The 24,003-nt window shown below is 39.1% G+C and carries 15 protein-coding genes; 13 read left to right on the top strand and 2 right to left on the bottom strand.

The genetic code is table 11. The features are described 5' to 3' along the window. Positions 1–93 precede the first annotated feature (93 nt). The gene (locus tag R2S57_RS11785) at positions 94–2,031 is read left to right on the top strand and encodes an alpha-amylase family glycosyl hydrolase (protein WP_316845149.1); all 1,938 of its coding nucleotides are present in this window, start codon (positions 94–96) and stop codon (positions 2,029–2,031) included. Between the two features lie 103 nt (positions 2,032–2,134). Here R2S57_RS11785 and R2S57_RS11780 read toward each other — a convergent pair whose 3' ends face one another. Together R2S57_RS11780 and R2S57_RS11775 are read right to left on the bottom strand one after the other, a co-directional pair. After that, the gene (locus R2S57_RS11780; RefSeq protein ID WP_316845148.1) at positions 2,135–2,740 is read right to left on the bottom strand and encodes a hypothetical protein; all 606 of its coding nucleotides are present in this window, start codon (positions 2,738–2,740) and stop codon (positions 2,135–2,137) included. Position 2,741: 1 nt separating this feature from the next. Further along, positions 2,742–3,242, bottom strand: coding sequence for an RNA polymerase sigma factor (locus tag R2S57_RS11775; protein ID WP_316845147.1), 501 nt, complete (start codon positions 3,240–3,242; stop codon positions 2,742–2,744). A gap of 155 nt (positions 3,243–3,397) precedes the next feature. Here R2S57_RS11775 and R2S57_RS11770 point away from each other — a divergent pair, with 155 nt between their 5' ends. The 12 genes from R2S57_RS11770 (at position 3,398) to R2S57_RS11715 (ending at position 23,948) form a co-directional block, all read left to right on the top strand. Next, positions 3,398–3,952: an RNA polymerase sigma factor gene (locus R2S57_RS11770; protein ID WP_316845146.1), complete on the top strand. Its 555-nt coding sequence runs from the start codon at positions 3,398–3,400 to the stop codon at positions 3,950–3,952. Positions 3,953–4,842: 890 nt separating this feature from the next. Further along, a complete protein-coding gene (locus tag R2S57_RS11765) occupies positions 4,843–5,907 on the top strand; it encodes a FecR family protein (RefSeq protein ID WP_316845145.1) in 1,065 nt (354 codons plus the stop codon). Between the two features lie 186 nt (positions 5,908–6,093). Then, entirely contained in the window at positions 6,094–9,372 is a 3,279-nt protein-coding gene (locus R2S57_RS11760; protein ID WP_316845144.1) for a SusC/RagA family TonB-linked outer membrane protein, read from the top strand. A gap of 18 nt (positions 9,373–9,390) precedes the next feature. Next, positions 9,391–10,986, top strand: a complete 1,596-nt coding sequence (locus R2S57_RS11755) for a SusD/RagB family nutrient-binding outer membrane lipoprotein (RefSeq protein WP_316845143.1) — start codon at positions 9,391–9,393, stop codon at positions 10,984–10,986. A 220-nt stretch (positions 10,987–11,206) separates the two neighbouring features. Beyond that, the gene (locus R2S57_RS11750) at positions 11,207–13,546 is read left to right on the top strand and encodes a family 20 glycosylhydrolase (RefSeq protein ID WP_316845142.1); all 2,340 of its coding nucleotides are present in this window, start codon (positions 11,207–11,209) and stop codon (positions 13,544–13,546) included. A 398-nt stretch (positions 13,547–13,944) separates the two neighbouring features. After that, the gene (locus R2S57_RS11745; protein ID WP_316845141.1) at positions 13,945–17,094 is read left to right on the top strand and encodes a SusC/RagA family TonB-linked outer membrane protein; all 3,150 of its coding nucleotides are present in this window, start codon (positions 13,945–13,947) and stop codon (positions 17,092–17,094) included. An 11-nt stretch (positions 17,095–17,105) separates the two neighbouring features. After that, entirely contained in the window at positions 17,106–18,557 is a 1,452-nt protein-coding gene (locus R2S57_RS11740) for a RagB/SusD family nutrient uptake outer membrane protein (RefSeq protein WP_316845140.1), read from the top strand. Between the two features lie 11 nt (positions 18,558–18,568). Next, on the top strand, positions 18,569–19,270 hold the full coding sequence (locus R2S57_RS11735) for a fasciclin domain-containing protein (protein WP_316845139.1): 702 nt from the start codon (positions 18,569–18,571) through the stop codon (positions 19,268–19,270). 10 nt (positions 19,271–19,280) lie between these two features. Then, positions 19,281–20,342, top strand: coding sequence for a DUF5007 domain-containing protein (locus R2S57_RS11730; protein WP_316845138.1), 1,062 nt, complete (start codon positions 19,281–19,283; stop codon positions 20,340–20,342). Between the two features lie 26 nt (positions 20,343–20,368). Then, complete coding sequence (locus R2S57_RS11725; RefSeq protein WP_316845137.1) at positions 20,369–20,761, top strand: hypothetical protein; 393 nt, start codon at positions 20,369–20,371, stop codon at positions 20,759–20,761. A gap of 138 nt (positions 20,762–20,899) precedes the next feature. Next, positions 20,900–22,459, top strand: coding sequence for a S10 family serine carboxypeptidase-like protein (locus tag R2S57_RS11720; protein ID WP_316845136.1), 1,560 nt, complete (start codon positions 20,900–20,902; stop codon positions 22,457–22,459). Between the two features lie 526 nt (positions 22,460–22,985). Next, complete coding sequence (locus tag R2S57_RS11715) at positions 22,986–23,948, top strand: acetyl-CoA carboxylase carboxyltransferase subunit alpha (protein ID WP_316845135.1); 963 nt, start codon at positions 22,986–22,988, stop codon at positions 23,946–23,948. Positions 23,949–24,003 lie beyond the last annotated feature (55 nt).

Genomic DNA, 24,003 nt, shown 5'->3' with positions numbered 1-24,003 from the left:
AGGACACAGACCGAGGAGTATTGAGTATAGATAAATGATTCGTGGAGGCACGAAATAAGGTGCCTATTGATCAAAATAAAAATCCCTAATCAAATGAGAAAAATAATTTACCGCCTCGCTTCGTGTCTGCACGAAACGAATCAAGCAAAAAAAATCATCTATCTGTTGCTATTGGTAACTGCATTTAATAGCGCATGTAAAAAAGCAGCAACTGATGCTGGTATAGATCCCGTACCTACCAATCAAAAAGCCGATCTACCTGCAGGAGCCAAAGATGGAGTGGTATTTATCAATAATGGCACATCGGCTATTGTCACTCTTTACGCCCCAGGCAAAAAATCAGTTTCGCTAATCGGTGAATTTAACAACTGGTCTACCACTACGGCACCGATGAAAAATACAACTGATGGAAATTATTGGTGGGTTCAGATTGATAATTTAAATCCGAATACAGAATATGCCTATCAGTTTGATGTGGATGGGAACTTAAAAGTGGCGGATCCTTATTGTGAGAAAATACTCGATCCTGATAACGATAAATACATAGCTGCTGCAACTTACCCGAATTTAAAAGCTTATCCTACAGGCAAAACCACTGGTATTGTAAGTATAATGCAGGCCAATCAACCAACTTATACCTGGAAAAATGCCAGCTTTACACGCCCGGATAAAAACAACCTGGTAATTTACGAATTGCTGGTCCGCGATTTTACCACCGATCACAATTATGCCTCATCATTGGCCAAACTAGATTATTTAATCGGTTTGGGAATTAATGCAATTGAGTTAATGCCAGTAAACGAATTCGAGGGCAATTTAAGCTGGGGTTATAACCCATCATTTTATTTTGCCCCAGATAAATACTACGGTACCAAAACCGCGCTACAAAATTTTATCGATGAATGCCATGGTCGTGGTATTGCTGTAATTATGGATATGGTATTGAATCATTCTTTCGGACAATCGCCAATGGTGCAATTGTATTTTGATGGCGCTAAACCCACCACTTCGAGCCCATGGTTTAATGTTGATGCCAAACATCCATTTAATGTGGGTTACGATTTTAACCATGAAAGCCCGGCGACCAAAAAATTCTCAAAAGATGTAATGAAGTTTTGGATGCAGCAATATAAGATAGATGGCTTCCGTTTCGACCTTTCGAAAGGATTTACACAGAAGCAATCAACAGATGATGCGCAGTTCAGGTTATACGATGCCAGCCGCATTGCCATTTGGAAAGATTATAATGCATTTATCAAAAGTGTAGATGCCCATAATTTTTATGTGATTTTAGAGCATTTTGCAGAAGAATCGGAAGAGAAAGTTTTGGCCGATGATGGCATGATGTTATGGAACAATATGAATTATAACATGAATGAGGCCACTATGGGCTGGTTGGATAATTCTAACTTTCAATGGGGTTTTTATGCCAATCATGGTTTTGCTAAATCGGAAAATTTGGTTGGTTATGGCGAAAGTCACGATGAAGAGCGGTTAAATTATAAAAATATTACTTATGGAAATGCTTCAGGTAGTTATGTAATTAAAGGAAATTTGACCACTTCTTTAAAAAGAGAAGAATTGGCAGCTGCATTCTTGTTCAGTATCCCTGGACCAAAAATGGTGTGGCAGTTTGGAGAATTGGGTTACGACATCAACATTGATTTTAACGGAAGAACCGGAGAAAAACCAATTAAATGGGATTATTATGCCGACCCAAACCGTAAGGCTTTGTATGATGCTTACGCCAAATTTATCCGATTGAAAAAGAACAACAGCATTTTTAATTCGACTAACTCAACTTATAACCTGGCTGGAGGAATCAAATACATCAAATTAGCAGAAGGTGCCAATACTGTTGTGGTGGTAGGTAATTTTGATGTGGTAAGTCAAACGGCCAATATTGATTTTGGGTCATCAGGTAACTGGATTGATGCCGTTGGAAGCAGTATTAGTCTTTCGTCGAATGTTTATACCAGAACATTAGCGCCCGGAGAATATCACATTTTTAGTAAAACAGCTTTAAAATAATTAATTTAAAGACCTCGCAGGTAATTCTTAGTTCATATGTTTTTTAACGGCCTCATTGAAGGCTGCGCCGTTTGAAAACCTGCGAGGTCTAAATTAAGCCAGTTTATTCCATTTCTGCCAATAATTCTTTTAACCGTTTTAGGTACCGGCCAAAATACAGGTTAAAAGTATATTTGCTCAACACATAATGTACGCCCATTACACCGGCATAAATCAATAGGCGCAATGGCAGCATAATCGATTTAATACTTTCTATTTCAGGTATTAAACCCATATGGTTGTCTTGGATCAATAATTCAGTAATTACAACAAGTATCAAAATTGCTGCTCTTGTAAGGTTAAGGTAGAGTTTGTTGTTGTTGATCAACTGTTTTACCTTTCTTTGAATGTCATTTTTAACGGAGCCCTCATTATTTTCAAGCTTGTTGATCAGTCTGATATTGAAATAATAATAAATGGTGATTAGGGGCAATAGAATTAACGCCATCCAGATAAGCGGATGATTTTTCATTTCTGGCACAACAGTAGTCATTACCATTAAAAACGCAAAAAGAACGGGTAATACAACTGTTTGTTTTTTCGAAGCCTTTTTAAGTCCGGCTAGTGGAGATTCCATCTCTTTTTTTGTTGCCAATATAATGTCGAACTCATTGCGTGTTATATCTACTGAAACAATGTTCCAGCTATTTTTAAAGTGATCTAGTTCCATGTTATTTATTGTTGGTAAAGGTTCTTAATTTGTCTTTAATGCGGTTCATTTTTACCCTGAGGGTTGCATTGCTAATGCCTAAAATTTCTTCCATTTCATCGTATGATTTATCTTCCAGGTACAGCATCACGATCGATTTCTCCACATCATTTAACTGTTGTATAGCAGTATACATCTGTTGGTGCTGCTCTTCTTTAAGACCAATATCCTCTTCATAAGGAAGCTGAATACTTTGAAGTTCTACATCACTGGTTTGGATGTTACGTTTCTGTTTGCGGAAATTCGTGAGCGCAGTATTAATGGCAATGCGGTATAACCAGGTGCTAAATTTAGCCTCGCCCCTAAATTTGGGGTATGATTTCCAAAGCTGGATAATAATGTCCTGATATAAATCCTGAATATCGTCGTGATTGTTTGCATATATCCGGCAAACTTTATAAATCAAAAGTTTATAGTCTTTTAATTTTATCTCGAACGCTATTTCTAAGTCTGTCTTTTTCAAAATCTAATTTTTGGCTGATAAGTATACTGTTTCGAAAAAAAGTTACAGTGATGGATTTTTTTATGCAAATAGGAATAGAAAATTGCATTGATCAAAATCTGTACGTAATAATCTTGTTGTTTTTAGTTAATATTGTGATAACAACTAACAATTTAATGGATAACAAATTAGCGCATCACTTATTATGGGAACGATTACGGACTGGCGATAAAGATGCGTTTTTTGATCTCTATGCGGCGCTCTATTATCCATTGGTAAATTTTGGGATCAGGGTTTGTGCCGATGCCGATACCGCCAGCGAAGCTACGGATCTTGTTTTTACCACCATTTGGGATAAACATGAAAGTCTGAACCGTGTTGATAACGTAGAAGCCTATCTCCGTACTTTTCTTAAACGCAAACTGCTCCGTATTTTAGAAAGAAAACGCAAAATTAACGATGCGCTTTTTAACGCCGGGGCCGATGGCGATTGGATGGAAATGAGTTATGAAGAGTTTATTGTTAAAGTGCAGAGTGATGAATTGGTGCAGCATCAGCTTAAAAATGCCTTGGAAAAACTAACCTTCCGTCAGAAACAGTTAATTCATTTAAAGTTTTTTGATGGATTAAGTTACGAACAGATTGCTGAGCAGAGCAACCAAACGATAAAAACAGCTTATAATACCATTTACGATGCGCTTAAAATCCTGAGAAAAGAATTTAATGCATAAATCATTTCCGAAGTTTAGCAGGGACGTGAGGTAGAAAAAATTTGGAAATCTAAAGGAAGAGTCCTTGCAGGTTACGCTTTAATCTTAATATTTGTTTTTGTCTGAAAATCAGCGGTCTGTTTTTCATTGGTGCTGTAGTCCTGCCATCGCTTGTAGTCCTCGTTCCGCTACGCTTCACTGTGGGCTACCCGCTCTGTCAGGTTTATTTAACAACGGCTGCTCCTGCAAATTGCGATCAATGCCTAACGAATGTCGTTGGTACAGCAGGTTAAACTTTTTAAGCATCGGAAGGAACACCTTGCCTCCGCGTTAACGATAGCAGCGGCATAATTTGGTGTCATCCTGAGGGATAATTTATTTTATAAAATCAATATAACATGGAAATTTAAGGAAATAAATCTCCTCATAATATCGTCATCCGATAGCTATCGGATGCGAGGAGGCTTTTTCAGCCGAGGAAGCAATCTTACAACGATCGCTACTAACATGCGCTTTAGGATTGCCTGCCTGCTGCAGGCAGGGGTTTAGGAATAAGGGGGATGTGGTTCTTGGCGGTTTAACCGTTCTGCACCCTGCACCCCCCATAGTATAACAGCCTGTGCCACCTAAACCTGACAGTAGCGGGCATCCCAGACGTAAAGTCGGGATAAAGCGAATGGCAGGACTATCCTTGCCGAAGGGCTTCTGCCCATGCTTTCCAAAAAAATATAAATATTATTTCAAATCTAAGAAAATACAACCCTTTGTACTTTCAAAATTGAAATCCTGCAAATTAAATTTCCTCCTTATAGATCATTTCAGGGCACATATTCGGTCATGTTAAAAAAAAGTTAAAATTTCCTTAGGAAAAAGTAAAGTTTTTGGGCACTGATATATAAAAGGCAAAAAGAATGGTTGATAGAAGTAAATTCAATGCAGAAGACTTTCTTGTTGATAGCACTTTCCAGCAATATTGCGCTGGAACAGACAAACTATGCATTGGATATTGGGAAAAGTACATTAATGCCCATCCGGAACAGGCTGAAGTAATAACAGAAGCAAAAAAGCTGTACGTGATATTAAGCGGGAATAAACGCCCGTTAAATAAACAGGCAGAAAGTTTTAAGGAAAGTATGTTTCCTGAAGAAAAAGTGGTTAAACTAAACCGCTATTTATGGATTAAAATTGCAGCAGCAATAGTTCTGGCAATTGGCTCGGTGCTCGTTTATAATACCTACACCAGTTACGAAGGTAAAAAGGGTGGAGTACAAGTGAATATTTTTACCACTAAAAGTGGTGAGCGTAAAAAAATCCGGCTTCAGGATGGCACATCGGTGCTGTTGAACGCCAAAAGTACTTTATCGATAGGCAAAGGTTTTAACGATCAATGTAGAGAAGTAACATTAACGGGTGAGGCTTTTTTTGATGTTGCACACAATAAGAATAAACCTTTTAAAGTGCATACCGCAGATTTTAATATCAATGTATTGGGTACCGCCTTTAACGTAAAAGCCTATTCAGATGAAGCTACTTCTGAGGCGACGTTGATCCGTGGTTTAATTACCATGGAGACCGTAAACGGCAATGGCGGAATTATTACTTTAAAACCAAGTCAGAAGGTTACTTTTTATAAAAACATAGCCCCAAAGCAAGAAAGTAAGCTGGTTAAACCTACAGCCCCATTGCCAGAAATCACCATTAACCATTACACAAAAATAAAAGACAGCACCATTGTAGAAACCGCCTGGACGCAAAACAGGATCGAGATTTATGACCAGGATTTTGATGAAATCAAAAATGTTCTGGAAAAATGGTACAACGTAGAGATCAAATTTACCGACCCTGCCATAGAAAAATACCGTTTTACGGCAACCATTACAAACGAAAGTATCGAAGAGGTTTTACATGCTTTACAAGCAACAGAAAATAATTTTAAATATGAGATAAAGGGAAATCAGGTAATCATCTCAAAATAGGAAGAAAAAAGGACGGTGTTGGAGCACCGCCCTTATTAATTTCTCTTTTGATTAATTAATGGCAGTTTATGCGCAAACAGATTGCTGCCAAGAACTTATGCAACCAAAAAAAACAAAAATATGATTTATTATTACTTACTGCAAGGGCGCCCCAAATATAAAGCGCTCCTAAAATTCATTATGCTAATGAAACTAGCCTGTATTATGGTTTTCATTACCTGTCTTAATGTTTCGGCATCGGTTTTTTCCCAGGAAAAAATTTCTTTAGATGTTAAGAAAACAAAGCTGGCCAGGGTATTACAGATTATTGAACAGCAAAGCAGTTACCATTTTGTTTACAGCTCTTCTTATGTTCCGGTAAATAAGGATGTAAGCATTACGGTAACCAATACTTTGGTAACCGATGTATTGGCAGCCATTTTAAACAGAACGAACCTGAAATATTCTGTTTCTGATGGAGGCTTGATTGTGATTAGCAAAAATAAAGAAGTCCCAATTTCTGGAACAGTAAAAGATGCACTTGGAGGGGCACTACCTGGAGCTACGGTTAGGGTAAAAGGGACTGGGATTGGAACTTCTACCGATGTAAACGGTAAATTCTCTTTAAATGCACCTGAAAATGCGGTTTTGGTAGTTTCTTATGCTGGTTTTCAAACAAAAGAAATTTCAATCGGATCGCAAACCAGTATCGATATTGTATTATCGGAAGATACCAAACAGCTGACCGATGTAGTGGTTACCGCTTTGGGTATCAAAAAAGAAAGAAGAGCATTGGGCTATTCGGTTACACAGATAGGCGGCGAAACTTTAACGCAGGCGAGAGAAAATAATGTGGCCAACTCACTGGTTGGAAAAGTGGCTGGTTTGGATATTAGTTCAACCTCTGGTGGTGTAGGTGCTGCAACCAGCGTAACCATCCGTGGAGTCTCCAGTTTAAGTCAAACCAACCAGCCATTATATGTAATTAATGGCGTGCCAATGGAGAACAAGCCTGTTGGTTTAAACAATTTAAATGGCAATGGTAATTCAGGTAGTCAATATGACAATGCGCCAGATTTGGGAGATGCTGTTGGGAATTTAAATCCTGACGATATTGAAAGTATTTCGGTATTAAAGGGTGCGGCAGCCTCAGCCCTGTATGGTTATCGTGCAAAAGCCGGGGTAATTTTAATTACGACCAAAAGTGGAAAGGGCAATAGCATAGAGTTTAACAGCAATTATGTTGCTGAACAGGTAATGGACAGAACCAATTGGCAATATGTTTACGGGCAGGGCGCAAACGGCGTAAAACCAACCGATGCGGCTGCTGCAGCACAGGTGGGTGGATCGAGCTGGGGAGCAAAATTAGATGGATCGAATGTGGTTCAGTTCGATGGTGTTTCCAGACCTTATACCTCACAGAAAAATAATATTGAAGATTTTTACCGTACAGGAGGTACATGGTCTAATACATTGGCTTTAAATAAAAGTTTTGATGGCGGTACCATTCGTTTATCGGCCAATGATGTACATAATACATCTGTTGTGCCAAACTCAGGTTTAAACAGACAGTCTTTTAATCTTACGGGTACTTTTAACCCAGTTAAAAGACTAACCATTGATGCTCGGATGAATTACATATTAGAGCAGGCTAAAAACAGACCGATGGTTTCTGATGGTGCAGGTAATGCGAATTATAATGTTGCCTTTTTGCCAACCAGTATAAGTGTAAACGATCTAAAACCATGGAAAGATGCTGTGGGCAATGAAATACAATATAACAAAGGAAATGCTTATGCAACGAATCCCTGGTTTGCAGCAAACGAATTTATAAATGATACCAAACGCGACCGTTTAATCAGTTCGTTTAGTGCTAAATATACTTTTGATGATGGACTGTTTTTACAGGGCCGTGCTGGCCGCGATGCCTATAACGACAGTTATAAAAATGTAGTACCATCAGGGACTGCTTATTATGCACCTGGTAAAATTGTAGAACAGGCCACAAAATTTGCAGATGTAAATGTGGATGTTTTAGTAGGCAAGCCTTTTAAAATAGATGAAGACTTTGCCGTTACACCGAATATTGGAGCGAGCTACAGAAGAACAAATGTAAATCAAACAACAAATAGCGGAGCAGATTTTGCTGTTTTCGGCGTTTATAATATTCTAAATGCGAAGAATAAATCTGTAGCTTATGTAGCTTCTGTAGCCGAAACGCAGTCTGTATACGGTACTTTAGAATTTGCTTATAAAGACATCTTATATTTGACGGGCAGCGGACGTACAGATTGGTTTTCGACCTTGGCAACGCCGGGTAAGGATAACAAGCTCAGTGTTTTCTATCCTTCAGTAAGTGGTTCATTTGTTTTCTCAGAACTTTGGAAACCATCTTTTTTAACCTTTGGTAAAGTTAGGGCGGGTTATGCTGTTGTTGGTCAGGCAACAGACCCTTATCAAACCTTGTTAACTTATAGTTTAAGAAGTGAAGTATTAAATGGCCTGCCATTGGGTACTATTTCGAATGTAAATATTCCAAATTCTGCATTAAGAGCCTCTAAAGCAACCGAATTGGAAATCGGCACCGAAATGCGTTTGTTGGGAGATCGTTTAAATCTCGATCTTACCTGGTATAAAAAAACATCTAAAGATGAAATCACTTTTGTTACAACCTCTACTGCTACAGGTTATAGCGGTGCTGTTTTAAATTCTGGTAAGATTGAAAACAAAGGTGTGGAACTATTATTATCTGGTCAGGTTGTAAAAAGTAAGGATTTTGTTTGGACATCATCTTTGAATGGATCGTATAATGATAATAAGGTAATTTCTCTCGCTGACGGTGTAACGTCAAATCTGATAGCAACTTCACGCTCCGGTGTTGGCTTTTTACAGAATATTCCTGGTAAGGCAGCCTCACAGGTAATGGCATATGATTATAAATACGATGCATCCGGAAACGTTATGCTGGGTGCAAACGGAGCACCTCAACGTGGTGATCTTGTTGCTTATGGTTCCGCTTACAACAAATGGTTTGCTGGATGGAATAACGAGTTTAATTATAAAGGCGCAACATTGTCATTTTTGATTGATGGGAAATGGGGCGGAAAAGTATTCTCTGCCACCGATTATTATGGTTATGTGTTTGGTTTGCATCAGGCTACACTCGAAAATCGTGAAGCTTTGGGTAATACCGCAGCAACTTACTATCAGCTTTCAGCAGATAATGTTTCAAATAAATTTGTGCAAGATGCGAGTTTCATAAAGTTCAGACAGGTAACCTTAGGTTATAATTTCCCTGCTAAAATGTTCAACAACAAGATACATGGTTTAAATGTAAGCCTTGTTGGCCGCAACTTATTTATCCTGATGAAAAAAACGGATAATATTGATCCTGAATCCAGCTACAATGCTACTTTTCCGGGATTGGAACTTGGTGGTGTGCCACCAGTTAGAACTTTTGGTGTAAACCTTAGTGTTAAGCTTTAATTTTAAACAGACAGAACAATGAAAACAAACATATTAAAAAAATATAGCCTGTTACTTTGTACCGGCATGTTAATGATCTCTGGTTGCACCAAAGATTTCGAAGATATTAATACCAATCCATCTGCTTATGGAGCAGCTACTTTTGATCCAAATTTTACCTTAACTACTGCACAGCTTACTTATACCGGAAGCATCGATTTCGCTTACGATACCTGGAGAGGGAATTTAATTTATTCATCTACCATGATGCAGGGGCTTTCTACAGTGGTAAGCTACTGGGCAGGAGATAAGTACTTGCTCAATGAGGGTTATACTGCTGCTTATTGGGGCAGTACAACCGTTGGTGCTTATGTAGAACAGGTTAAACCAATAGTTGATATTGTCGAATTTACAAAAGGTTCTCCGAAATATAATAATGTACGCCAGGTGGCCCGTTTATGGAAAGCCCTGATTTTTGAACGTATTACCGATTTATATGGAGATGCACCTTACTCGGAAGCGGGGCAGGGTTATTACACAGGCAATTTGGCACCCAAATACGATAAGCAACAAGCAATCTATACCGATTTATTAAAAGAGGTAGAAGAAGCAACTAATTTATTGGATGTTAATGGCGATAAGGTAACTGGCGATGCGATTTATAAAGGAGATATCAATAAATGGAAAAGGTTTGGGAACACCTTATTATTGCGTATTGCAATGCGTTTAACCAAAGTGGATGAAAATACGGCTAAAGCCTATGCTCAAAAAGTAATTGGAAAAACAATGGCAAACAATGATGATAATGCCTTTGTTAAACACGATGTATCGGGAGCAAGAGTAACTCAGAACCGTAACAGTCAGGTATTGGCCGGCGATGGTGGTCAGGAAAACTATTATGTTAAATGGTCGCAAACTTTTATCAATAAATTAAAAATAGCAAACGATCCACGTTTAGGAAAAGTTGCCGTTACAGGGCTTTTTCTTGATGAAAACACCAAGACACAAAATCCTAATTACAGTGCCGATCCACTAGTTCAAAAAGGTATGCCAAACGGCAAAGATTTAAGTGGCATTGCAGGCAGGGATGTTAGGCAAGATGCTTCTTATACAACATTTCCTGCATATTCATCACCGAACCCGGCAATGATTAAAAAGGACGGTGTTACCTTTATCCTAACATATGCTGAAAGCGAATTATTATTGGCAGAAGCAGCGCAAAGATGGGCAATTGGAGGATCAGCGGCGGCGCACTATGCCAACGGTTTATCTGCAGGTATTACTTTTTTGTCACAATACGATGCTGGTCTAGCTATATCTGGCACTATAGCTGATACTTACGCAGCTGCTCATCCATACGTAGCCGCTAATGGCCTGGAAATGATTAATACACAATACTGGTTACATACCTGTACTATGTTCGATTTTTATGAAACATGGTCTAACTGGCGTAGGTCTGGATTTCCGGTTTTAACACCAGTGGTTTATCCAGGTAATGCTACCAATGGAACTATTCCACGACGTTTTCCTTACCCTGTAGAGGAGGGAGCTAAAAATGGTGTTAACTATAAGGCCGCTTCTGCAGCTGTACCAGGTGGCGATAATCTGGCCGGTAAAGTTTGGTGGGATAAATAATTTTAAGTCATCCCGGTTTATAATACAGCCGACAGTGCATTACGCATTGTCGGCTTTTTTTGTTTTTGGTATTTTGAATTGCCCATCAAACGTTTGCGCATAACTTGTTTAAGCGTATGAAAAAGTTTAGTTTATCTTTAACATATACAGGTATAGTCTTTAACCTTTATGCCATAACAAACGGGGAAAAATAAAAGCTAATTAAATTCATCATATACACATGAAAAACATTCTATTTACGGTTGGTTTAATCATCATCACACAGGGGCTTTTATACGGTCAAACCGACAGTGCAGTTGTTCAATCGGTACCTGATATTAAGGAAATAAAGGCAGGTGATAAACGCGTAATTTTTCCAGAAAGCCCTAAAGGCTATTCGCTGGTATTTAAAGCCAGTAACCGTGCACCAATTGTAAACCCGGCAGGCGATATCACAACACCGCTGGTGGCAACAAAGGTGAATCTGTATTTCGAATTGATCAGTCAGGTAAGTGATTCGATAAAATACGATGTTTCAAAAGAAATTGTTGTTCCAGGGAAATTTCCCAATGTTGGCGTTAACCCACAGCCTTTCGTTATTCCTACTTTACGCGAATGGCATGGCAGTAATGGAATTTTCTCTTTAACAGCCTCTAGCAGAATTGTACTGAATGCTGCGGATGATAAACAGCTGCGAAATGCTGCAAATATTTTAAAACAGGAATTAAAAGATCAATTGGGTTTTAATGTATCGATTGTGAAAGGCAAGGCTAAGAAAGGTGATATCTTATTAACCCTAAATGCAAAAGACAAAAGCATAGGCGAAGAGGGTTATTACTTTAATACAGATGAATATGTAACCATTAGCGCTGTAAAATATCAGGGATTATTTTGGGGAACACGGACTTTGTTGCAATTATTGGAGCAGAAAAATAGCATTCCCAAGGGATTGGCCAGAGATTACCCGGAGTTTGAAGTCCGCGGATTTGTACTCGATGTTGGCCGTAAATTCTTTAGCCTGCAATTTTTGAGGGATTATGTGAAATTCATGTCTTATTACAAACTGAACGATTTTCAGATTCATTTAAATGATAACGGTTTTAAAAAATATTTCAACGATAACTGGTCTGAAACCTACTCCGCTTTCCGCTTAGAAAATACAACCTATCCTGGCCTAACCGCAAAAGATGGTTCTTATTCCAAAAAAGAATTTATCGCTCTGCAACAGTTGGCCGATGATTATGGCGTGCGCATTATTCCCGAAATTGATGCTCCGGCACATGCCCTCGCCTTTACCAAAGTGGTTCCTGAAATTGGAAGTAAAGCCTATGGAATGGATCACCTAGATCTCCATAACCCACTTACCTATACTTTTATGGAAAATGTATTCAAAGAATACATTTCTGGGAGTAAACCTGTGTTTATGGGGAAAGCTGTTCACATCGGAACCGACGAGTATGCCAAAAAAGATGCTGAAGTTTTTAGGGCCTTTACCGACAATATGATTAAATATGTAGAAGGTTTCGGAAAAGATGTAAGGCTCTGGGGTGCATTAACACATGCTAAGGGTACCACACCTGTAAAGGTAGAAAACGTGGTGATGAACACCTGGTATAACGGTTATGCTGATCCAGTTGCAATGAAGAAACTTGGCTACAAACAGATCAGCACACCTGATGGATGGCTGTACATCGTACCCGCTGCCGGCTATTATTACGATTATCTGGATATTAAAAACCTTTATAATAAATGGACGCCTTCGATGATTGGCGACGTGCGCTTTCCTACCGGTGATCCGACCATATTAGGTGGTTCTTTTGCCGTGTGGAATGATATTGTAGGCAATGGCATTACAGAAAAGGATGTGCACGACAGGGTATTTCCTGCGATGCAGGTATTGTCGCAAAAAATGTGGGGTGGAAGTGATACGCCCTTAAAGTTTGACGATTTTAATGTGTGGAGCAAGAAAATAGGAGAAGGACCATCATTAAACATCAGTGGAAAACTATCCAAAAAAGATGCGCCATTCACAGCTCATTTTAGTTTTGATCAAAAAGGAGAAAAAATCAAAACCATTGGTGCCGTTTATACACCTGGATATCTAAAGAATGCTTTATCCTTTTCAGGAGAAAATAGCTATGCAAAATTGCCTTATACTGAAATTGGATATAATTACACGGTTTCATTTTGGGTAAACCCAGCTGATCACAATGCCGATGATGCCGTATTGTTTAAAGCTCCAAATGCCGTCGTAAAATTAAAACAAACCGGTACAGGTAAATTGGGATTCTCGAGAGAAGGTTATAATATCGATTTTGGATATAGCTTACCTGAAAATAGCTGGACACATGTAGTAATAACAGGCACCAACAGCGGTACCAGTCTTTATATCAATGGAAAATTAGAAAAGAAATTGTACGACAACTGGATTGTATTTACCGACAAAGACAACACAAAAATGCGTAAATCCGAAACGCTATTTTTTCCGCTTCAAACTGTTGGCGGATTTAAAGGAAAGCTTGACGAGTTACAAATTTGGAACAAGGTATTGCCAGATGAAGAAATTTCGGCTTTAAAATAATGTAAAAGCAAGTAATCAATTAAATTGGTTTTTCCCAGCCGACATTGCAATACGCATTGTCGGCTTTTTTTATGGCTGTGGTTTTTAAACTCAAAGTTAATCAAACGTTTGTGTTGGATTTTATTTTAATGTAAGGCTCGCAATAAATTCAATTTTCGTTTTTATTAATATTCTATAAAATAAGCCTGAAATACTCTTGTCCTAAGTTTTTAGGTAGTATTTATATGTATTTTATCCTCAATATTAAGCAAACGTTTGCGCATTGTTTTGCGAAAAAATGTCAATTGTTTGACCCTATCTTTAGTTAACCAACAACTAAATACGCGCTAATCCCACTTGTTAAATTTTACTTTAAAAATTACCAAGAAGCAACTAATCCCTAATTAAATAAATTTTCTATGACCAAATTTTACATCCGAAAAATCGGCCTTTTTGCCGGTTTTCTACTGGTTGTTACGTCCGTATCAGCCCAGTTAAAAATAACCGGAATTGTCAAGGGGGCCGACGATGGCCAATCGCTGCCCGGCGTATCCGTAAAAGTGAAAAATACAGTAACAACCGTAAGTACCGACGCCAATGGGCGTTATAATCTTACTGCTGGAAAAGATGCTACTTTGATTTTTAGCTATGTTGGCTATAAATTAAAAGAAGTTCAGGTAAATGGACGTAGCGAAATCAATGTCAGTCTTAATCCCGATCAACAATCATTAACAGATGTTCTCGTAATGGGATACCAACAGGTGAAACGTAAAAACTCTACTGCTGCGCTCTCATCGGTAACCAGTAAGGATATTGAGAATCTGCCGGCTGCCAGTGTAGATGTGCTTTTACAAGGTAAGTTGCCAGGTGTAAACGTTCAGAATTTTACTGGTCAGCCTGGTGTAAGTACCTCTTTAATGGTGCGCGGTAACACCAGGATCATGTCGGCAGGAGAATTTGATGGCGATAGAGCTTTTAGTAATCCGCTTTATGTAATTGATGGATTACCGATTTCGGAAGACGAGGTTGAAGCCTTCACTCAAACAGGAACTAATTTTTTAACTTCTTTAAATCCAAACGATGTGGAATCTATTGATGTGTTAAAAGACGCGTCTGCTGCGGCCATTTACGGATCGAGGGGTGCAAACGGCGTGATCCTGATTAAAACCAAAAGAGGGGTTGCAGGTGTTCCAAAGGTAAGTTTTAATACGTATTATGGAATCGTTAAACAGCCTGATTTTTTAGAAACCGTTATCGGTGCAGAAGAAAGAAGACGGAAGCTGGATCTGATCTATAATTATGGTAATCCTACACAGTTAAGGGATCGGGTTCCGATTATGTTAACCGATAGCTTAAATCCATCATTTAATAACAATAACAATTGGCAGGATTTATTCTATCAAAACGGAACGGTGTCCAACCAGGATTTAGCCGTTTCGGGTGGAACTGAAAAGTTCAACTACCGTGTGGGTGTTGGGCATTATAACGAAAAAGGAATTATTAAGGCTACGGGTTATGAGCGTTATTCTTTAAACGCAAATCTAGGAGCAAACTTTAGTGAGAAATTTCAGATGCAAACCTCGCTAAGGTTAAGCAGGGGCCTAAGAATGGTTGGTAGGGTTAGACCCGAAGAACAGGGCTACCGCAATGCTTTTAAAATTAACCCTGTTGGTATGCCTTCTTCGTTATTTTACTTATCCGACCAGGATAGGGCCGACATCGAGGCTCCCTACGAAACCGTACGGAACAGTAATGCCGATAATAACGTGAGTATCGTAACCAAACTCACTTACAATATTGTTAAAAACCTCTCTTTTAATACGGAAGGCGCAATTAATTATAGTTCATCAAAACGCGACTTTTTCAGTCCGGCCAGAAGCGAATACAATGGCAGAGCTTATGCATATTCTGGTTTTAGTGAAGGTTTAAAATATTTGATCACGAATACCCTGTTATATAATTTTAGCATCAACGAAACCCATAATATTAATTTTCTTGCTGGTCAGGCTTTCGAAAGTCGTGATAACCAATCGTTATCTGTTGCTGGTGAAGGGGTTCCGAATGATAATATAAAAGTTGTATCCGGTGTAGCCCAGGGCGATTTATCGGGAGGATCCAATCATTCTACTTATGCAAAGCTATCTTTCTTTGGAAGTGCACATTATGATTATAAAGAAAAATACCTTTTCGATTCGTACCTCAGGGCTGATGCCTCTTCCAGGTTCGGACGTGATAACCGATGGGCAGTTTTTCCATCTTTTTCTGCAGCTTGGGTGGCAACAGAAGAAAATTTCATGAAAAATATTTCGTGGATCGATTTGGCCAAAGTGAGGTTTAGCTGGGGTTTGAGTGGAGATGAGGCCAGTATTGGCGATAACGACCGTTACAATAGTTTTTCGCTTGGTGGGGCTGGTTACAACGGTAGCAGTGCCGGCACTTACGATGGCGTTCCTGTAATTTATCCAAACTTTGATAAGTTAACCAACAACAATTTAACGTGGGAAGAATCGGCTCAAACCAACATCGGTCTTGACGTAGACCTCTTTAAACACCGCTTAAGTATAACCGCTGATGCTTATATCAGAAACACAACCGGACAAATGTTAAAAGTATTGGTTCCGGAAACGTCGGGCTTCAGCACCTCATTGAGTAATGCAGCTGGTGTTCGCAACTCAGGACTTGAATTTCAGATTTCTGGTCGGGTTTTCAGACCTGAATCTGCTTTTCAATGGAGTCCTTCTATTAACATCTCATTCAATAGAAACATTGTTACCGCACTTCCAAATGGCAACCGCGACTTGTACAGTAACGGTACCATTTATGTTGTTGGTAAGCCGTTAAATATGTACCAAATGTATATTACCGATGGGGTAATTAATTCCATAAATGATCTGTTGGTAAATCCGTATACCGGGCAGGTTGGCAATACCAAATGGGGAACATTGATTTTGGGTATGCCGAAATGGAGAGATATTAGCGGTGACTATAAAATATCTGATAACAACGGTGAAAACGATGTTACTTTTTATGGTGATCCCAATCCGAAAGCCACAGGAGGTATTAACAATGCTTTCAGGTATAAAAACTTCTCTTTATCCATTTTCACCACCTTTACTTTAGGTCGGACTATTGTGAACAATACCTTGGCACAAAGATTATCGAACGGGTTGTTTTATGGTAATCCAGAAGATCTGGCAAGGGCATCTATCGGCAATTATGAACAATATAACTATTGGAGATCGGAAGGTGATAATGCCACTTTCCCTGCCTTAAATCCTTTTGCAGGTTTATATGTATTCAGAAGTAATCAAACTTTTTATGTAGAACCAGGCTGGTATGTAAGGATAAAGAACGTAAACCTGGGTTATGATTTTGTGCCGAAAAGTAATCCATGGATGAAAAAACTTAGCCTTAACCGCCTAAAACTTTATGCGATGGCCGATAACCTCGTGATATTCCAGAAATTTTCCGGAATTGATGCCGAGGCCGTAAATGCCCAGGGCTACGATTTTGGCGATGGATATCCCATCCCTAAAAAATACACACTAGGTATTCAGGTAGAATTTTAAAAATTAAGCAGATGAAAACGAATTATAAAAAAACAAGAAGTAGTTTGCTGGTAATAGCAACACTACTGACCATACTCATAGCCCCATCCTGTAAAAAGGCTTTAGATAACGAATTGGATAATGCCACTTATGATGATAAATTCTGGAAAACTGAGGCTGATGCCCAGGGTGCTATAAGTGGTGCATATGGACTTTTAAGAACCAGTTTGTATACCGATAATGCTTTCTTTATCTGGGGTGACTTGCCGTATGGAGAATTTAAAACAGACGATACCAATATGCAGGGGCCATATGTAAATGGTGGTTTAAACGCGGTTTACTATCGCGAAGGCGGTGCGCATACCTGGACCAACTGGTATAAAGTAATAAACGTTTGTAATTTGGTAATCGATAAAACACCATCAATACCAGATGCATCATTTGCAGGAGGCGCTAAAGCTAAAAATTATATAATTGGAGAAGCTTATTTCTTGCGTGGGTTGTGTTATTTCTACATGGCAAGAGTTTGGGGCGAAGTACCCCTGCAAAACGAACCAATTTATACTGCCGAACAGATTAAACTTTTGGCCCAATCGCCTGAAGAAAAAATTACCGATCAGGTAATCAGCGATGCAGGTAAAGCTTCGGCATTAATGACTTTCGAGGGTACTGCTCAATACCAAAGGGTAAGGGCAAATAAAGGAGCTGCCTTGGGTTTATTGGCTCACGTAACAGCCTGGCGTCACGAATATACCAAAACACTTGCCTATACCGATTCGATTATCAATAGGGTTGATGCTTTTGGACTGGAAACCGCCGATAATATCAGAATGCCTTTCAAAAATGCAAATTCGAAAGAGAATATTTTTGTAATTCCTTCTTCTAATGCAAAAAAAGAGGCTTATTTCTATGGTGGTATCGGTTTCGAGACCTTAATGGAACCATACACAAATAGTTTCAGCAAGCCATTGTACTACCTCAATCCAGATTTTATGATCAATATTTATCCCAACGCTGCAGATGCTAGATTGGATAAATTTTACGGACGTAGCAGCAGTGCCAATATTGGTCTTTTAATAAAATACAGTGATGTTGGCTACAAAACTCCTACAGAGCCTTATATCGAAAGCAACCTGATCATTTATCGCCTGGCAGATATGTATCTGTTAAAAGCAGAAGCATTAAATTCCTTAACAAGAGATTCTGAGGCACAAACAGCATTAAACGTTGTTCGGGTGAGAGCCAATACAGGAGGAAGCAGCGCTATAGGTAACCTTTTAAAAATTGATATTATGAACGAGCGTGTGCGCGAACTCGCCGGAGAAGGACAGAATTTTTTCGATGGCGTAAGGATGAACCGCAGTCCGATTTGGTTAACCGATGCGCGTAAAGCACTTAAAGGTTGGAGATGGCCGATTGCGAACAGTATTCTTCAGAACAATAACCTCATCAATCAAACCGAATTCTGGAAAGGTAAATACTAATAAGATACAACATGAAAAAATACATATTTATAATTTTTGCAGCAATAACGGTATTCATCAGCTGTAAAAAAGGCAACGGAATTATTGATGGTGGGTTAAGTAATCCAAAGGTGAATTTTAATACCTACGATTTTCTAAAATCACATCCTAAAAAAGTTTTTGATACCACCTTAATGGTGATTGATAAGGCCGGTTTAAAAGACGTCATAAATGGAGATGTTACTTTCTTTGTGCCAAACAATTATTCGATCAATAATTTTCTGAACATTAAACGCGACGAAGCCCGTCAGATTGATGAAAATGAAAATTATACTTTAGATTCTCTATTCAAATATTTTACACCTGCAATGCTTCGTGATTCGTTGGGTATTTACGTATTTAAAGGTAAAATTTCGTACGGACAGCTTACCGAAGAAGGAAAGATTTATCATTCTGTTGTTGCTCCAGCCGAAAGTTTCATTATATCCTATACCAAAACAACAGGTTACCTGGTAGATGGGATTATAACCAACGATGCCAAACTGGTCTATTTTATAAAAGTTTTGGGCGACAGGGATGTTTTGGTTAATGGTAAAATGGAAGATCCAAGCGGCGATGAAAGTTTATTGGATAGAAGTACTGTTTGCCAAACATCAGGTATCGAAACCACAAACGGTATTGTTCATGTACTGAGCAATTCACACCCATGGACATTTAAAGTAAAAGATTTTTAAAGCAATTTTTATGAAAAAGATATATTTATTCGGAGGCATACTGTGCCTTATCATTGCTGCAGTAGGCTTTAATGCCTGTAAAAAAGTAAAGGAAGGCTTTTTAAGCGATTACCTGCGTTATTCTTCAAATCCTTTAAGGGTTAACGCGGGCTCATTTTACCTTTCGCAAGGTTTAATTCCTGATGCATCTACCCCGCCATTTAAAGTAACCTTATTAAATGTCCGTAACAAAGCAACAGGGAAACGCGCAGAAGAATTTTTCAAAGAATACGAAATAGACATCTGGAAACTGCCTTACGATCCTAGAACAGATACTACACTTGCTTTAATCAATGCAAAAAGAGTAAGAGTAAAGAAAACACCTTTTGAAGTTGCTCCGGTAAGTGGCCAAATGGTTTTTAACGAGGGAAGTAACAATATTCCTCCGGGAGAATATCTCCTGGATATTCAGGTCGAAAATCCAAATGGCACCAAGATTTATAATAATATCTGTACCATCATTCTTTCGCCACAGGTAGAATACGAATACATTAACGCACCTTATGCATTAGCGGTTGAAGCCAATAGTGAAACAGGAATAAGATTTGCCTATGATGCAGATTGGATCGATGCGAACATTGGCCGTTCCACTACTGCATGGTTGAAGATTAAACGGATTGCCGATTTTCCCAATCAGGTAGTGCTCAAATTTAAAGATAAGAATGGTGCCTTATTTGCACCTTCCGAATATAAGCAAAGGCCAAGTGGAAATACTTATCTTAAATCGTTGAGTACCTTTGCATATAAAACTACAGTTACCGATACGGCAGTATTGTACGATTATGCAACAAGCCCTTTCCCTGCACTTTACTGGGATTCGCAAAGTAATGGTATAAATTGTTACTACAGACTTAATGCAAATAATATTGCATCGATAGATACGGCAAGTGCTGGAACCTGGGGCCCTCCTTCACAATTGCCATATGGCACCTGGAGCAAAAGACCTATTAAACTAAATGTAAGATTTAATACCAGAATAAACAGACCGGGCAAATATCTCTACGAGATTGTTTTAGCTGCAACCAAAAAATAAATTCCTTAACCATAAATCTTAAAAACATGAAAACAACAACACGTTATTTTGCATTTATCTTGGCAATGTTCATTTGTTTATTGAGCAGTTTTAAATCAGATGATACAAAAAGTATAAAGAAGTATCTGCCACCAATAGTGGTAACCAAGGATTTTACGGCTGATAACGGGGTGCCTGGTGTGGCTAGTATTCAATATAATACTGGTCAGCTCTATACCAATGTTGTAGCTACTATACAGGGTGTTGGCACGGTTAACCTAACCAGTGTTTCGCATTCTGCAGGCACTATTAACGTTGACAAATTTGAGGGATATATCTCTGATGGCACATACGAATACCATATATTCCTTACGGTTACCGGCAATAACTCTATAGGCTGGCAAATATATAGCGCCACGGCAGAAACGCTAATTGGTTGATCTTTACAGTTGATATTAATTGAATAATTAAAAGTCTTGGCAAACGCCAAGACTTTTTCTTTTATGGTAACATTTCCAATGCGTTTTTTTGATTAACGCCGTAATAGTTTGATATTTAACAACCAAACCAAACTTTCGATGAAATTTAAATTTATACTCGCTACATTTTTGTGTGCAGGTTTCTTTGCACAGGCGCAACAGGGGCCAAGGAAAAATCAATCCAAAGAAACCGTAACCACCACGCAGGTTACCGTTAAAGATGAACCTAAATCTTCAGCAGACGAAAGAAGCATTAAGGTAGAGAGTTCGGTAGTTACCAATCACTCGGTAAACATTAATGGAAAAGCTGTTCCATACAAAGCCACTACGGGTACACTTCCGGTTTGGGATGAAGACGGGAAACCTATTGCAGGTTTGTTTTATACCTATTACGAACGCAGCGACGTACAAAACCGCAATAAAAGACCTTTGGTCATTTCTTTTAACGGTGGTCCTGGTTCTGCTTCGGTTTGGATGCACATTGCCTATACCGGCCCTGTAGTGCTAAATATTGATGATGAGGGTTACCCTGTTCAGCCTTACGGTTATAAAGCAAACCCATATTCTATTTTAGATGAAGCCGATATCGTTTACATCGATCCGGTGAATACCGGCTACTCGCGGGCTGTAAGTAAAGATATTCCGACCAATAAATTCTTTGGTGTACGTGCAGATATTAAATATCTTGCCGAGTGGATCAATACTTTTGTAACCCGCAATAACCGTTGGGCTTCTCCAAAGTTTCTAATTGGCGAAAGTTATGGTACCACCCGTGTTTCGGGTTTGGCCTTAGAGTTACAGAACAGCCAGTGGATGTATTTAAACGGCGTGGTATTGGTTTCGCCAACCGAGCTGGGTATTGAGCGTAGCGGCCCTGTTGACGCTGCTTTGCGTTTACCTTATTTTGCCGCTACGGCCTGGTACCATAAAGCCTTGGCAGCCGATTTACAGGGCAAAGATTTAACGGCAATGTTGCCCGAAGTAGAAACGTTTACCATTAACGAGTTAATTCCGGCCATTTCGCAAGGAGGAATGTTGAGTGCCGATAAAAAGAAAGCGATAGCGGCGAAAATGGCCCGTTATTCTGGTCTTTCAGAAAAAGTAATTTTAGATTATAACCTCAACGTACCTACTGGCTTTTTCTGGAAAGAGCTGTTGAGAGATAAAGGATTTACTGTGGGTAGGTTAGATTCGCGCTATCGTGGCATCGATAAAATGGGCGCTGGGGAAGAGCCTGATTATAATGCTGAATTAACTTCCTGGTTGCATTCTTTTACGCCAGCCATCAACATGTACATCCGCAACGAACTGAATTATAAAACCGATTTAAAGTACAATATGTTCGGTTCCGTTTACCCATGGGATCAAACAGGCAATCAAACCGGCGATAATCTCCGTCAGGCCATGGCCCAAAACCCATACCTGCATTTATTGGTGCAATCGGGTTATTATGACGGTGCCTGCGATTATTTTAATGCCAAATATAGCATGTGGCAGTTGGATGCTGCGGGTAAACTGCAGGATCGCATGAGTTGGGAAGGTTATCGTAGCGGGCACATGATGTACCTGCGTAAAGATGACCTGAAAACCGCCAATAACCACATCCGGGAGTTTATTAAAAAAGCTTTACCAAAAGCAGGAGAGGCCGCGAAATTCTAGCCAGGATTAGGAGGATTTAATGATTTTAGGATCGGGGGCTGGTTGTCAACTCTTTTAGTTTTATCGGAGCGCAGGTGCGGTGTAATAATTATCGTTCGTCCTGCTTTGCGCTGTATCTTTTTTACAGCTTATGTCACGCTGAGGCACGAAGCATCTGTTTCATAGGGTGAGATGCTTCGTGCCTCAGCATGACAGCATGTTCGGAGTTGGTGCTATAAAAAATTATGCCGCTTCAATCAGGGCTAATTGGGTTAGGGCGGTGGCACGGAAACCCCTCATAGTAGCAAGAACAGCTGTAATCTAAACCCGACTTAGTGGATCCCGACTTTAAGTCGCCAGAAACGAGGGCGGGACTGAACTGAACCAAAGAACTACTGCAATTGCTTTCCAAATGATAAAAAATAATAAAAGGGCAATATGCAAGGCTAATCTACCTACGTCTTGAAGCGATTTGTCCCTTGAAAAACGCAAACAAAAAACTGTTGGTTACAAACTAAAAATAATTACTTATTTTTGTGGTTCAATTATGCAGCAAATAAAAACATCATTCGATTTTGAGAAACCTATTGCCGATTTAGTTCAGCAGATAGAAAAGGTTAAACAAGTTGCCGATAAAACCAAGGTAGATATGTCTGCCACTTTAGACGAGCTTGATGGTAAATTAGATGAGACCACTCAAAACTTATATAAAAATTTAACAGGTTGGAATAAGGTTCAGATGAGCCGCCACCCTGACCGTCCGCAAACACTCGATTATATCAGCATGATCTGTGATGATTTTATTGAGATGCATGGCGATAGAACGGTTAAAGATGATAAGGCAATTATTGGTGGTTTTGCGACTATAAATGGCCAAACCGTAATGGTTATTGGTCACCAGAAAGGTAAAAACACCAAAGAGCGTCAGTTCCGCAATTTCGGTATGGCCAATCCTGAAGGTTACCGTAAAGCTTTACGTTTAATGCGTTTGGCCGAAAAATTCAATAAACCGGTTGTTTCTTTTATCGATACCATGGGTGCTTACCCAGGTTTAGAAGCAGAAGAACGTGGACAAGGTGAGGCGATTGCGAGGAATTTATTGGAAATGTCTGTTCTCCGTGTGCCGATTATCTGCGTTGTTGTAGGCGAAGGTGCTTCTGGAGGAGCTTTGGGTATCGGTATTGGCGATAGGGTATATATGTTGGAGCATACCTGGTATTCGGTAATCTCTCCTGAATCTTGTTCATCTATTTTATGGAGAAGCTGGGATTTTAAAGAGAAAGCCGCCGAATGCTTGAAATTAACTTCCGATGATATGTTTGGCAACAAACTGATCGACGGCATTATCCCAGAGCCGCTGGGTGGTGCACATCAGGATCCAGAATTAATGGGTAGAACTTTAAAAGATTATCTCATTAAAGATTTAGCTACATTAGGTAAACTAAAAACGGATAAACTCATTGAACAAAGAATCGATAAATTCTGTGCAATGGGTGTAGTAAACGAGTAATCATCATTAACTAAAAATAAATTTGAATCCTGTTCGGCTATGCTGAGCAGGATTT

The sequence above is a fragment of the Pedobacter psychrodurus genome, from assembly GCF_032678585.1.
In the GTDB taxonomy this organism is placed as follows: domain Bacteria; phylum Bacteroidota; class Bacteroidia; order Sphingobacteriales; family Sphingobacteriaceae; genus Pedobacter; species Pedobacter psychrodurus_A.
The sequence above is the reverse complement of the archived record's forward strand: the minus strand, read 5'-3'. Positions and strand labels throughout refer to the sequence as shown.